General features: G+C 62.8%; 15 protein-coding genes. 4 read left to right on the top strand and 11 right to left on the bottom strand.

The genetic code is table 11. The annotated features are described in order from the left end of the window. Nucleotides 1–194 precede the first annotated feature (194 nt). Nucleotides 195–497, top strand: a complete 303-nt coding sequence (locus JVX98_RS10550) for a hypothetical protein (RefSeq protein WP_043626645.1) — start codon at nt 195–197, stop codon at nt 495–497. A gap of 18 nt (nt 498–515) precedes the next feature. On the opposite strand, the gene JVX98_RS10545 is transcribed toward JVX98_RS10550, so the two are convergent. Beyond that, complete coding sequence (locus tag JVX98_RS10545) at nt 516–1,409, bottom strand: LysR substrate-binding domain-containing protein (protein WP_205238557.1); 894 nt, start codon at nt 1,407–1,409, stop codon at nt 516–518. Nucleotides 1,410–1,550: 141 nt separating this feature from the next. Between JVX98_RS10545 and JVX98_RS10540 the strand changes: the two genes are divergently transcribed. Both JVX98_RS10540 and JVX98_RS10535 read left to right on the top strand, forming a co-directional pair. Then, nucleotides 1,551–1,943 carry a RidA family protein gene (locus JVX98_RS10540; protein WP_205238556.1) on the top strand — a complete coding sequence of 131 codons (393 nt, stop codon included), beginning with the start codon at nt 1,551–1,553 and terminating at the stop codon, nt 1,941–1,943. A 1-nt stretch (nt 1,944) separates the two neighbouring features. After that, nucleotides 1,945–3,057, top strand: a complete 1,113-nt coding sequence (locus JVX98_RS10535; RefSeq protein WP_205238555.1) for an NADH:flavin oxidoreductase — start codon at nt 1,945–1,947, stop codon at nt 3,055–3,057. Nucleotides 3,058–3,129: 72 nt separating this feature from the next. Here JVX98_RS10535 and JVX98_RS10530 read toward each other — a convergent pair whose 3' ends face one another. Both JVX98_RS10530 and JVX98_RS10525 read right to left on the bottom strand, forming a co-directional pair. Further along, nucleotides 3,130–4,095 (bottom strand): MBL fold metallo-hydrolase, encoded by a 966-nt coding sequence (locus JVX98_RS10530; protein WP_205238554.1) that lies wholly within the window; start codon nt 4,093–4,095, stop codon nt 3,130–3,132. A gap of 74 nt (nt 4,096–4,169) precedes the next feature. Beyond that, entirely contained in the window at nt 4,170–5,186 is a 1,017-nt protein-coding gene (locus JVX98_RS10525) for an alpha/beta fold hydrolase (RefSeq protein WP_205238553.1), read from the bottom strand. 118 nt (nt 5,187–5,304) lie between these two features. On the opposite strand from JVX98_RS10525, the gene JVX98_RS10520 reads away from it, so the two are divergent. Further along, entirely contained in the window at nt 5,305–6,333 is a 1,029-nt protein-coding gene (locus tag JVX98_RS10520) for a GlxA family transcriptional regulator (protein ID WP_246764995.1), read from the top strand. A gap of 109 nt (nt 6,334–6,442) precedes the next feature. Here the strand turns inward: JVX98_RS10520 and JVX98_RS10515 are convergent, their stop codons facing one another. From JVX98_RS10515 to JVX98_RS10485, 8 genes are all read right to left on the bottom strand, one after another. Further along, on the bottom strand, nt 6,443–6,817 hold the full coding sequence (locus tag JVX98_RS10515) for a DUF1515 family protein (RefSeq protein WP_205238551.1): 375 nt from the start codon (nt 6,815–6,817) through the stop codon (nt 6,443–6,445). Beyond that, on the bottom strand, nt 6,804–7,007 hold the full coding sequence (locus tag JVX98_RS32295; RefSeq protein ID WP_246765042.1) for a hypothetical protein: 204 nt from the start codon (nt 7,005–7,007) through the stop codon (nt 6,804–6,806). The genes JVX98_RS10515 and JVX98_RS32295 overlap by 14 nt, the downstream gene beginning before the upstream one ends. Further along, nucleotides 6,940–7,182: a hypothetical protein gene (locus JVX98_RS10510; protein WP_192446457.1), complete on the bottom strand. Its 243-nt coding sequence runs from the start codon at nt 7,180–7,182 to the stop codon at nt 6,940–6,942. The genes JVX98_RS32295 and JVX98_RS10510 overlap by 68 nt, the downstream gene beginning before the upstream one ends. Next, nucleotides 7,182–7,385 carry a hypothetical protein gene (locus JVX98_RS10505; RefSeq protein WP_205238550.1) on the bottom strand — a complete coding sequence of 68 codons (204 nt, stop codon included), beginning with the start codon at nt 7,383–7,385 and terminating at the stop codon, nt 7,182–7,184. The genes JVX98_RS10510 and JVX98_RS10505 overlap by 1 nt, the downstream gene beginning before the upstream one ends. After that, a complete protein-coding gene (locus JVX98_RS10500) occupies nt 7,382–8,257 on the bottom strand; it encodes a hypothetical protein (RefSeq protein ID WP_205238549.1) in 876 nt (291 codons plus the stop codon). Before JVX98_RS10500 ends, JVX98_RS10505 begins: the two co-directional genes overlap by 4 nt. Continuing rightward, on the bottom strand, nt 8,233–8,721 hold the full coding sequence (locus JVX98_RS10495; RefSeq protein ID WP_205238548.1) for a hypothetical protein: 489 nt from the start codon (nt 8,719–8,721) through the stop codon (nt 8,233–8,235). Before JVX98_RS10495 ends, JVX98_RS10500 begins: the two co-directional genes overlap by 25 nt. Next, on the bottom strand, nt 8,721–10,394 hold the full coding sequence (locus tag JVX98_RS32290) for a hypothetical protein (RefSeq protein ID WP_246764994.1): 1,674 nt from the start codon (nt 10,392–10,394) through the stop codon (nt 8,721–8,723). The genes JVX98_RS10495 and JVX98_RS32290 overlap by 1 nt, the downstream gene beginning before the upstream one ends. A gap of 111 nt (nt 10,395–10,505) precedes the next feature. Further along, on the bottom strand, nt 10,506–12,029 hold the full coding sequence (locus JVX98_RS10485) for a tail fiber domain-containing protein (protein ID WP_205238547.1): 1,524 nt from the start codon (nt 12,027–12,029) through the stop codon (nt 10,506–10,508). Nucleotide 12,030: the final 1 nt, after the last annotated feature.

Genomic DNA, 12,030 nt, shown 5'->3' with positions numbered 1-12,030 from the left:
CCACAACTGGTACAAGTCGTGAACATTTGCAAGCATTGCTTGCGGGATTCCGCATGACAGAACTTGGAATTTTCCGTTTAAGCGCTACTCTTTAGAAGAGAGTGCTGGACCGTACCGGTAACGATCGTCCAAGGCGTTTCCGCCTGACGTTCGACGCGGTGTGCGCCTGACATAGCCATCTGAGGATCGCCGACATGAAACACGCTTTTGCCGCCCTCTCCGTCGTGCTGCTTCTCAGCGGCTGCACGGCCTCGACCGGCCCCTCCAACCTCACCTACGGCTACTCGCCAAACCTCCAGCCCATCCCCGGCAGCATCACCTATGGCGGCCAGCCACGCACCAAGCTGAAGAAGGCGCCCGTCGGTAGCATCGTGCCGCACCAGTTCATCGATTCCTACGGCCGCAAAGTCTACGAGACGTACATCATCGAGCCCGACCGTTCGTTGCGCCTCACCAGCCGCCGTTGGGCGCCGGACTTCCTCGGCTTCGACGACTGAGCGAGATCAGCTCACGGATCAGGCATCGCCGCTAAACTGCGCGCGCACCCAATCGCGAAGCACGCGAGTTGCAGGCCGGTCCGCCATGCGCGGACTGTAGACGAGGTCGTAGCGGTCGCTTTCCAGCGTCAGGTCGAACGGCTGAACGAGAATGCCGGAGGAAAGCTCCTCGGCGACCAGCGTGAGGCTCAAGAGGGCAATGCCCTGCCCGGCGATCGCCGACTGCACGGCATGGATTTCGTCGGTAAAGGAGAGCTGCGCGCCGGCATCGACATCGGGCGCGCCCGCCCGCTCCAGCCAATGCCGCCAGACGGGCGCGCGGTGATCATTGCGGCGTGACGGGCCCCAGTCGAAATGAATGAGCGTTTCCCGTTTGAGATCGGCCACACTTGCCGGCGCCAGTCTCGGCGCGCAGACCGGGGCAAAACGATCGGCAAACAAAGGCTCGGTGACGAGCCCCGGGTAGTGCCCGCCCCCGAAACGGATCGCGGCGTCCGCATCCGCCTCCAGATCGATCGTCCTGTTGGAGGCGTCAAGCCGCAAGGTCCAGTCTGGATAGGCCTCACGAAACGACCCGGCGAGCGGCGCCAGCCGCTTGGCGACGAAGGCGACAGTGGAGGTGAGCCGCGCGACCTTGCCCGCCTGCTCGCGGCGCACATCGGCAATCGCCTGCTCGAAACGGTCGAGCCCATCACGCAGCACCGGAAACAGCGCCTTGCCGGCAGCCGTCAGATGCACCTGCCGCGTCTCGCGCTCGAAGAGCTTGACCTCCAGAATCTCCTCCAGCTGGCGGATCTGGTGGCTGACAGCAGTGGCAGAAACGTTCAGTTCCTCGGCCGCCAGCTTGAAGCTCATCCGCCGCGCGGCCGCTTCAAAAACCCTGAGTGCACCGAGCGGCGGCAACTTCCTCATTCCAACCTCATAGATGAATTCACCTCATCCATTGGCTGAGAAATCACTCTTTGTCAGCCGATGCTCGCCCTAGCATATTGGGATCAACAGCCAAGGCAACAGCGCCAAGCTGAGAAAATCTCAAGCATGAAAGGACATCCCATGTCTCTCGAACAGGTCGTCACCCAGCCGGATCCCTATGCACCCTTCCTGCTTTCCCAGGCGATCAAGGCCAATGGCTTCGTCTTCGTCTCCGGTCAGGCGGCAATCGGCGACGACGGCAATCTGGTCGGCGTTGGTGATTTCGACCGCCAGGCCGAACAGGCCTTCCGTAACCTCAACCGGGCGCTGAAGGCCGCGGGATCCGGGCTCGACAAGATCGTCAAGGTCACGATCTTCCTGCGTTCCATGGAAAATTTCGGAAAAATCATCGAACTGCGCCGCAAGTGGTTTTCAGCCCCCTATCCGGCCGACAGCATCATCGAGGTCTCCTCGCTTTATTCACCGGACGCGCTGATCGAGATCGAAGCGATCGCGCTCGATGGGGGCAAGTGACATGAACGCACCATTTGGCATCGCGTCCCCCGCCTTTACCGGCACTCGTCTCAAGGGGCTTGATTTCGCCAATCGCCTCTCGGTCGCGCCGATGACCCGCATCAGCGCCTCTCCGGCCGGCGTGCCCACTGAACGCATGCGGCGCTATTACCAGCGCTTCGCCCGCGGGGGCTTCAGCCTGATCACGACCGAGGGCATCTACACCGACAAGGCCTATTCCCAGACCTATAAGGACCAGCCAGGCCTGACCGACCACGAACAGGCCCTCGCCTGGCGGCCCATCATCGAGGCGGTCCATGCGGAGGGCGGGCGCATCTTCGCGCAACTCATGCACGGCGGCGCGCTGGCACAGGGCAATCCGCATCGGCCCGAGACAGTGGGTCCTTCAGCCGTGCGCCCAAAGGGCAGCCAGATGACGGGCTATCACGGCCATGGACCCTATGCCCTGCCACGCGAGATCAGCGACGCCGAAATCGCCGAGGCGATCGAGGGTTTCGCCAGTGCCGCCCGGCTTGCAGTCGAGGTTGCCGGCTTCGACGGCATCGAGATTCACGGCGCCAACGGCTACCTGCTCGACCAGTTCTTTACCGACTTTTCGAACCGGCGGACGGATCGCTGGGGCGGAGATATCGTTGAGCGTCTCGGCCTGTCGCTCGAAGTGCTGAAGGCGGTGCGCGCTGCGATCGGCCCCGACGTTCCGCTTGGTCTTCGGCTCTCTCAGGGTAAGGTCAACGACTTCCGGCACAAATGGGCCGAACGCGAACAAGGTGCTGCCCGCGTGTTCGCGGCGCTCGCCGAAAGCCCGGCAGACTTCGTGCATGTGACAGAGTTCGAAGCCTGGCAGCCGGCCTTCGAGGGTGGCGACGCCTCCCTCGTCGCGCTGGCCCGCCGCCACGCGCCGCGCCTCTTCCTCATCGCCAACGGCAGCCTGCATGATCTCGTCCGCGCCGAGGGGGTGATGGCTGCCGGAGCGGACATGATCGCGCTTGGCCGCGGTGCGCTCGTCAATCCCGACTGGCCGCGGCTCACCGCCAAACGCAGCGATCTGCGCCCGTTCGAGCTGTCCTTCCTTGCGCCGATCAGCGACATCAAGGACAGCGAACTGGCTCTCTGAAAGCAAAGAAACGGGCGCGCCTCGCAGGAGGCGCGCCCGTCAACTGTCCCAGCGATGACCGGATCCAGGCGGTCATCCCGCCGCTACGAAACGATAGGCCGCCCCGTTACGCTCGGCCCGCCCGATACCGGGATAGGCCCAGTGATAGCCAAGCAGCGCCAGCCGCTCCGATGCCGCCCGGTCGATCAGGGCCTTGCGGGTTTTCAAGGCCAGCTCCGCATCGGTGTCGAAACCGAAATGCCAATCGGGATGCTCGAAGAAGACGATGTTGCTGGTGACCGCATCGCCCGTGATCACCAGCCCCTGATGTCCCGCGCCGTCACCGCCGGAAAGCTGAAGCGAGATATGGCCGGGCGTGTGTCCCCGGGTGTCGAGCACCCGCATGCCGCTGACGATTTCGTCGCCGGGTTTGACCAGGGTCAGCCGGTCCTTGACCGCGAAGAGATCGCGCTGCGCGCCCTTGGCAAAGCCATGGAGCACCTGCGGCATCACCTTTTCGAAGTTGGGATCGGTCCAGAACTGCCATTCCCCCTCCGAGACGAAATACTGCGCATACGGAAAGGTCAGCTTGCCATCGGCGCCAACGGTACCGCCCGCATGATCGGGATGGGCGTGTGTCAGCACCACCTTCGTCACAGCGCTCGGGTCAATGCCGGCTGCGAGCAGGTTGGCGTGAAGCTTACCGGCACTTTCCTGAAACCGAGTGCCCGAGCCGTCGTCGACCACAATCAGATCGTCGCCGCTGCGAATGACCGGAATGTTGGTGTGAAACGGCGCGCGTTCCGGCGTGCCGCCGAGACGGCGCATGATCTCCGGCCGCTCTTCCGCCGTTGCATCCGGCAGAACGATGCTGACCGGCAGCATGATGAAACCATCGCTGACAACCGAGATATCGAAGCCGCCATGCCGGAAACGTTTGATGTCTGCGGCATGGGCGCCTTTCGGAAGAAGGGCGGCAGCGGCAACCGCACTGGAACCTGCAAGAAATTCACGACGATCTGGGCCGGAAGCATCGGTTGGATTGTGGGAAGAGGTCATGTCTCTGATCCTTGGCTGAAGCGTTTGACAAAGGGCGCCGGCGGCGCCTGCTGGGCGGCACCGGCGAACAACCATCAGGCCCTGGCGAAGGTGAGCAGGTCGGCGTTGAGCTGGTCCTTGTGGGTGTCGGTGATGCCGTGCGGTGCGCCGGCATAGACCTTGAGCTCCGCATGCGGCACCAGCGTCTTCGAGGCTCTCGCCGCCGCATCGATCGGCACGATCTGGTCGTCATCGCCATGGATGATCAGCGTCGGCACGTCGAACTTCTTCAGGTCCTCGGTAAAGTCGGTCTGCGAGAAGGCGACGATCGAGTCATAGGTATTCTTGTGGCCGGCCATCATGCCCTGCAGCCAGAAGCTGTCGATCATGCCTTGCGAGGCGACAGCCCCCGGCCGGTTGAAGCCGAAGAACGGACCGGACGCGATGTCGCGGTAGAGCTTCGAGCGATCCTTGAGGCTTGCCGCCTGCAGGCCGTCGAACACCTCCTTCGGCAGGCCGCCGGGGTTCTTGTCGGTCTTGACCATCAGCGGCGGCACCGCCGAGATCAGGCCGGCCTTGGCGACCCGGCTCGTACCATGGCGGCCGATATAGCGGCTGATCTCGCCGCCGCCGGTCGAAAACCCGGCGAGGAAGATGCCCTTCAGATCGAGTTCGTTGATCAGGTCCGCGAGATCGTCGGCATAGTGATCCATGTCGTTGCCGTCCCAGGGCTGCGACGAGCGGCCATGGCCACGGCGGTCATGGGTGACGACGCGGAAGCCGTTGGCGGCAAGGTGGAAGGCCTGCGCCTCCCAGCTGTCCGACGACAGCGGCCAGCCATGGCTGAGCACGACGACCGGGCCATCCTTCGGCCCCCAGTCCTTGTAATAGATCTCGACGCCATCGCGGGTAATGATGCGGCTGCCCATGGTGCTTGCTCCCTTCGTGCCGGACGCGCCGGCAGTTGCTGCAGTGGTTGATGCGGCCTTGGCCGGCGTGTTGATGGCATTGACCGCGGCTGCCGTGGCGGCTGCACCAAAGGCGGCCGAGAGAACGCTGCGGCGGGAGATGCTGTTGGAAACGCTTGCGGAAATTGCCTTTGCCTGTGTCATTGTCCTCACCTCTTTGATCTTTGTTGCCAGGCTTCCGAACCGTGGAAGCGATGGTTGAATTGATAAATCGGCGGGCCTAACCTCTCGACCGGCAAAGCTGACAACGATGGGGGCAGAAGTGACAAAACGATCGACAAGCGAACCGGCGGAGATCGGTATCGTCGTCTATCCCCGCGCCCTGATGTCGGCGATCCATGGGCTGACTGACATGTTCCAGGTGGCGAGCATGCAGTCGGTCGAACAGAGCGGCAGGGACGCGCCGCAGATCCGCATCAGCCATTGGAAGCTTCAGGAAGACGGTTCGGTGGCAAAATCGCGCGACACCCACGAGGGGGCCTCATCAAGCCTTGTGGCGCTGATCCTGCCGCCGACGCTCTCCGATCTGCCGGTCGGCGAGCGCATCGGCGCCCTGCCCGCCTTCGTGCGTGAACAGCATCAGCGCGGCACGACGATCTGCTCCGTCTGCGGCGGCGCCTATCTGCTGGCGGAATCCGGGCTTGCCGCCGGCCGCACCATTACCACCCACTGGTCGCACCAGGACCTGATCGCCGACCGCTACCGCGATATCCGCGTAGACACCGACAGGCTGCTGATCGACGAGGGCGACATCATCACCGCCGGCGGCATGATGGCCTGGATCGACCTCGGCCTGAAACTCGTCGACCGGTTTCTGGGAACCGACGTCATGCTGGCGACCGCACGCTACATGATCATCGATCCCGGTGCGCGCGAACAGAGCTACTACAGCATCTTCGCGCCGAAGCTCGACCACGGCGACAGCATCATCCTGAAGATCCAGCACTGGCTGCACGGCGCCAACACCAAGGGCGTGACGCTGCAGATGATGGCCGAGCGCGCCGGCCTCGGCGACCGCACCTTCCTGCGCCGCTTCCAGAAGGCGACCGGCTTCAACCCGACCGAATACTGCCAGCGGCTGAGGATCGCCAAGTCCCGCGACCTCCTTGAGCGCTCGCATCTCTCGATCGAGCAGGTTGCCTGGCAGAGCGGCTATGACGACACCAACGCCTACCGCAAGATCTTCCGCAAGATCCTGGGTCTGTCACCGAAGGAGTATCGCCTTCGCTTCTCGGTTTCGGAGAGCGGACGCACCTTGGGCGCTCCGGCAAGCCCGATACCGGCCGTGTGATCATCGACGGGCAGCCCCCTTTAGCGCACCAAAAGCAAAAGACGCCGCGCACCCTTTCGGGTGCGCGGCGCTTTGATCAAAAAATGGGTGGGACCAGCAGCCCTGAGCGCTAGGCTTTTCCGGCGATCATGAACACGACCCGCCGGATCGCTTCGGCAAAGCTCACACCGAGCGCCATCGCCGCAATGCCCGTCACCCCGAGAGCACCGATGCCCATGAGCTTCCACCGCCTGACATCATCGGTCACGGGCTTCATGTCCGAGATCTCGGCGCCGATAGCAGAGGCCGATGCTTCGAGTTCGTTGACCCGCTCGGCAAGCTGATCCATGCGCCGGTGAACGCTGGCCTGACTGGCAGAAGATTTGTCCTCGGCCCGCCTGGCACCATCCTCGATCCGATGAATGGATTCCTGCAGGCCGCGCATACCGGCAACCAGTTCTCCCAACTGGCGATGAACGACGATATCGATTTCAGCCTGCGACATGATCGTCGCCCCCGTGCTTCGCGCATTCGGCCTTCGTCCAGATATCCGCGGCACAAAGTCCGACGACCGTGCGGTCGATCCGGCGCTGGTCGGCCGGCGACGCTCCGCGCGCGCCGACAAGATCAGTCCCGACCACGCCGCGCAGCCCGGGAGCACTGGCCGGAGGTGAAGTCCCACACCCCGCCAGCATCAAGGCAGGAATCGTAATCAAGGCGCTTCTCGCGAGCGCGGCTCTGAGCGTCATTGTTCTGCCTTTCGATGGCATTGGCGTAGGATCGGGCGCCGTCCGCGCGGATCTCATGGATAAGCCAGACGAGACCTGCGAGGATGAGGCCGGCGATGAGGAGCTTCGGCCAGGCAAACATCACTTCGCCCAGCCAAGACGTCGCGCCAGCACGTACCAGCACTCGGAGAGAAGGCCCGCACAAAGGCCGATACCCACCTCGATCAGCATCTGCACGTCCGGATCTTCGGCCAGCACAAGGCCTGCGTCCGGCGCCAACAATCCTTTGGCGACGAGCAGGCCCGCGCCATATCGCAACAGGATGCGGATGACGACGGCACTCATTTCGCCCACCGTGCAAGAAACGCGACAGCCGCCTCGATGAGACGGCGCAGGCGATTGGATCTGGCCCCTTGCGACGCGTTAACGGCTTCTGCGCCGGGCGTTTTCTCGACCGCGCCGGGCCGGAGGACCACAACAACGGCCGGATCGCTCTCGCGCCCATAGCCGGCCGCACGCAACGCCGCCTCGAACGCGCGGCCGTAGGCCTCGATTTTCGGGCCGTTCTGCCTGATGTCGCCGTTGATGATCGCGCGCGAGGCCGCATAACGATAACCGGTCGCGACCGCCGACCGGCTATCGTCTGTGTCGAAATCGGTCAGCCGCTTGCCGGTGAAGAGACCGCGCTCCATGCCGTCGAAGAGGATGTGAATGGCTGTCGCCGGATCACAGGCTCGATCAGGCGTTTCCACCAGGCCAAACTTTCCGTAGTTCGCGCGACCGGTAATCTGCGCAAGCCCTCGCCCGCGAAAGACCCACCCGTCATCGGCTTCGACGTTGCCAAGCCTCCCACCATAGACCCGGTTCGCGAGCTTGCGCGGATTGCCGGCATAGGGCTCGGCGCTTGCAAACGTCGGAAACCGGGCCGGCCACACTTGAGTAAGCCGTCTTGCCGAGTAGTTCAGGTTCTCCTCGACCGGTCGCATTGCGCCGCCCGTTTCGTGATGAGCCTCGGCGAGAATTGCGGCCAGATGGCAGAGGCTCACCGCGCGCCGGCGCCCCTCCAGGACGATCGCCTCCGCGCTTTCGAACTGCTTTGAAGAATAGGTCTTGAAAACACCCGACGCGGGATCGCGCAGGGCTGCGTGAAACGCTGCTCTGTTCATGCATTCACCTTTTGGAGAATTTTCGCTTAAAGCGCGGCCGCAGCCACCCACAGGGCATCGATCTGCGCGTCAGAAAGGCCAAGCGCCGTACCAACGGTGGCGATCAACGGATGCGTCCGGTTGAAGGTCGTCGCATATTCCCACTCGATCTGCGCCTTGTCCTGATCCGGACCGGCGGGCATCCCAGCGATGGCCGCGGTCACGGTCGATGGCGAGATATCGGCATTCACCAGGCCAAGGCGGAATTGGCGAGCGGTTAGGCTGCGCATCCGCTGCCGCAATTCATCTTCCGTGGGCGGATCGGGAGGGATGTATAGCTCGATCTGGAAACCGGGATTGTCGCGCAGCCATTGGCGGATCAGCGGATTAACGCCGACGGTGTCATCAGGACGACTGCAATAGTCGGTGTCGTAGGACGCGCCGAGATAATCCGTAATGTTGCAGTGGATGTTGTAGACGTCGGCTTCTTGCGTAGCTCGAACGGCATGAACCATATTCACAGACATCGATGTCATTATGCCGTCCTCACGAAGCAATAGGCCCACGCACCCGACCCCGGCGAATCGTAACCGCCCCGAGCACGCCAAGTTCCAGCAAGCTGCGCCCCACCCCCGCCAAAGCCGTAACCATAGCTGGAATTGAGATAAATCGCATGGGCGGAATTCCTCTCTTTGATGTCCGCATTGCCGGTTTCAACCAGGATGGTGTGGCCGATCGGGAAATTGGTTTCGTCGCGGGTGCCGCCAGTGTAGACGCTGGCCTTACCGTTCACGACGTTGCCGAGGTAGTCCCCCCAAATCGGCATGTACATATTGCCGTCCGACTGAATAAAGAAGCTGCCGCCCCAGTATAGACGATCGCCGACGGAGCCGTTGACACCGAGCTTGTTGCCACCATAGCCGAACTGTATCCAACCGTTAGCCAAATTGGCCTGACCCCGAACGGAGAGTGTGTCTGCTTGGTTGACGTCACCAAGCCACACATCGTCGCCGACCTTGATAGCTTGGCCGTCACCATTCGCGGTTGCTATCAACCGAGGGGCATATATATTGCTCGGAAACGTCGCTTCATTCATCCCGTTCCAAGAAAGCAGCGTCGGTGCATTTGATACGAAACGGTCGCTGGACCGTTGAATATACAAGCCGCCGTCGCTCACCCCGATCATGCGATAGCTGTGACCGATGTTGTTGGTGAGCAGTTGGATTTCTCCGGATGGTCCGCTGCCTCCAACTCGAGCGATGTGGCCAGACCATGAATAAAGACCAGTTTCGTGCCAGCTCGCTAACTGCTGAAACACACCGGAAGTGTTCCACACGCCGATCTGCATGGCTGCGTTCGCTTGGCTCGAAACGATCGTGCCGCGAGTTACCGACGCTGCCGACTGGAATGCAAGTACTCTGTCGCTGTTGGACAGGATGTACATTGCGCCGCCGGAACCACCGGAAGCAACGAAATTGACCGCCGACACGTTGCTTGAAAACGCCGCGCCGACGCCGATGATGCCACCCGTGAAGTAATGTCCACCATGCGCGATGTACGTCAGGCCCGCTTGTCCGAGCGAGGCGTTACCGCCTGAGGCCATAATGCGTGCATCGTAGTCAGCTCCATTTCCGCCTGAATGGAAGTCAATGAACGGGGTGTTCGCCGTGTTCGGCGGCCCCAACTCAATCCCATGGTTTGCCCCCGTGGTCACAAACCCCTGAGCCGTCAAAGCCCCCGTGATGGTCTTTGCCGTCATCGTGGGCGGCAACCGGGCGTCATCTAGTGTGCCAGTCGTCAGGTCGCCCGCCGAACCGGACGAGGCCACGGCCGCGAGCCCGAGCCTCGTCTTCATCGCGGCAGCGGTGGCATCACCAACGAGATCGCGCGCGAGCGGGGTAAGCGCCGTCGTCGCATAGGCGTCGGTCGCCGTCGTGTAGAGGATCTGGTTCGCGACGGTTGTTTGGCCTGCGATGGACTGCAACGCAGCGTCGTAGGCCTGCACGTTCGAGCCGATCTCCACGCCGAGAGCGGTGCGCGCGCCGCTTGCCGAGGTGGCGCCGGTGCCGCCGGCCGTAACCGGCCGCGGCGCGTTGGCATCTGCCGTCAGGTCGTCGATCAGCGTGTTGTAGGGCACGCTTTGGATGGTGGTGTTCGGCACGCCTTTGGTGCCGGCGGGGGGCGAATAAACGCCGCCAGTTCGGGGCATTGGATCTCTCCAGGAAAGCGTTCCGCTGAGCGCTCAATGTTTGATTGGAAGGGCCGCTGGGCGGCGGTGCTTCAGCTGTCGGGGCTGGACAAATTCGCGTGTCGACCGCCGCTAACGTTTCTTTCGCCCGGCAGAAAACAACCGGCCATAATCGACGCGGCGCATGCCGTCCGGGCCGCGGCTGACGGCGTCGGGGCGGGTCTTTTCCACCTCCTGCGCCATCACGCCGAGGTGTTTCGGATCACGCCTCGGCTCGTCCTTGTAGCGGTACTCGTACAGAGAATGGCCATCCAACTTGCCGACCTTCTTGATGTCCTTCTTCAGGCGACGGTCTGACGGCTTCGGCAAGGCACCAAAAATGCTCCCGAGCATACCGCTGATACCTTCCCGCTTCTGATTGTAAGCCGCGACACGGTTCTGATAGTCCTGTTGAATCAGCCCGGCATAATCCACCGGCTCGATCCTCTGCCCCTGCGTCGGCACAAAATTCGGGCTGTTCACCTGCGCGCCAGAAAGCAGGCTGGAGATCTCGTTGATCGGCTGATTGCGCTGCGCATACATCTCATTGAGATACTGCGCCCGCGCCGCATTTTGAGCGGCGAGCTGGGCCTGCTGGGCGTTGAAGGTCTGGTCCTTCAACGTATTGTTGGCTGCCGTCGTCGACTGGCTGTTCTGGTGCATCTGCTGCAGGGCGTCGTTGCTGAAGCCCGCAGCGGCGAGTGCCTGGTTCAAGTTCTGCTGCTGCGCGGCGTTGGCGAGCTGCATGTTGTTGGCGTTCTGGGTGTACTGCTGGTTTTGCGCCTGGTTGGCGAACTGGCCGTTCTGCAGCATCTGGCCATAGGCCTGTTGTTGCGCCGCGTTCTCGAAGGAGGCCGCCTGCTGCGCGAGCCCGGCGAGACGGGATTGCTCCTGCCCTGCGTTGAGGATTGCGCCGAAGCGCGCGTCGTTCGCCTGGCGGTTTGCCTGGTCGATCGCCCGGTTATAGGCCTCGGAGCCCGGCTGCAGGCCCTGGTTGGCAAGCTGCGTCTCCAGGGCTGCGCGGTCCCGGTCGAGCTGCGGGTTCATGCGCGCCATCAGCGCGTCCTCGTAGCGCTTGGTGTCGAAGTTGGTCTCGTAGTTTCGCTTGACCTCCCCCGCATTGCCGAGCGACGTCTGGATTGCGCCGGAGTTTGCAACTGCCCCTTGCACGTTTCCGGTGTTGGGCAGCGTCGTCTGCAGCGTCGGGCCAGGGCCATATTGCTGGTACTGCGGTAGGTTGATCGCATTGGGATTGCCGGCGGCCGGCGCCCCGGAAAGGTCGATCGGGCGCCCGAGAAGGTCGTTCAGTCGCGCCGACTGGTTGTTGGCGAGTGTCGCCATGTTCTTTTCGGCGGCGTCCGTCTGGTCCTTGATCGCCTGCTGCGCCGGCGAAAGTGTTTGCGTTGCCGTCCAGTTCGGCAAGTCGTAGACCTTGCCGTTCATCGGGTCGGTCCACTTGGTCGACCCTGTTTGGCTATAGGTCAGGCTCCCGTCCGGCGTCACCTGGTTGATGTTGCCGAGTGTGCCATTCGCAATTGCGGTCCCGATGTTGGTCGCAGTCTGGGCCGACGCGGTTTCGCGCGGGTCCGGCGGCTTCGGAGCTTTGGGTTTTCCCATG

Source organism: Ensifer sp. PDNC004 (assembly GCF_016919405.1).
In the GTDB taxonomy this organism is placed as follows: domain Bacteria; phylum Pseudomonadota; class Alphaproteobacteria; order Rhizobiales; family Rhizobiaceae; genus Ensifer.
Note: the sequence above shows the minus strand (reverse complement) of the source record. Positions and strands in the feature narration are given on the sequence as shown.

Coding starts and splice junctions, on each gene's coding strand:
- JVX98_RS10505 (WP_205238550.1), bottom strand. CDS start 7,385: ATGAGTGCCGTCGTCATCCGCATCCTGTTGCGATATGGCGCGGGCCTG.
- JVX98_RS10550 (WP_043626645.1), top strand. CDS start 195: ATGAAACACGCTTTTGCCGCCCTCTCCGTCGTGCTGCTTCTCAGCGGC.
- JVX98_RS10515 (WP_205238551.1), bottom strand. CDS start 6,817: ATGTCGCAGGCTGAAATCGATATCGTCGTTCATCGCCAGTTGGGAGAA.
- JVX98_RS32295 (WP_246765042.1), bottom strand. CDS start 7,007: ATGCTGGCGGGGTGTGGGACTTCACCTCCGGCCAGTGCTCCCGGGCTG.
- JVX98_RS10485 (WP_205238547.1), bottom strand. CDS start 12,029: ATGGGAAAACCCAAAGCTCCGAAGCCGCCGGACCCGCGCGAAACCGCG.
- JVX98_RS10495 (WP_205238548.1), bottom strand. CDS start 8,721: ATGACATCGATGTCTGTGAATATGGTTCATGCCGTTCGAGCTACGCAA.
- JVX98_RS10545 (WP_205238557.1), bottom strand. CDS start 1,409: ATGAGGAAGTTGCCGCCGCTCGGTGCACTCAGGGTTTTTGAAGCGGCC.
- JVX98_RS10510 (WP_192446457.1), bottom strand. CDS start 7,182: ATGTTTGCCTGGCCGAAGCTCCTCATCGCCGGCCTCATCCTCGCAGGT.
- JVX98_RS10540 (WP_205238556.1), top strand. CDS start 1,551: ATGTCTCTCGAACAGGTCGTCACCCAGCCGGATCCCTATGCACCCTTC.
- JVX98_RS32290 (WP_246764994.1), bottom strand. CDS start 10,394: ATGCCCCGAACTGGCGGCGTTTATTCGCCCCCCGCCGGCACCAAAGGC.
- JVX98_RS10535 (WP_205238555.1), top strand. CDS start 1,945: ATGAACGCACCATTTGGCATCGCGTCCCCCGCCTTTACCGGCACTCGT.
- JVX98_RS10525 (WP_205238553.1), bottom strand. CDS start 5,186: ATGACACAGGCAAAGGCAATTTCCGCAAGCGTTTCCAACAGCATCTCC.
- JVX98_RS10530 (WP_205238554.1), bottom strand. CDS start 4,095: ATGACCTCTTCCCACAATCCAACCGATGCTTCCGGCCCAGATCGTCGT.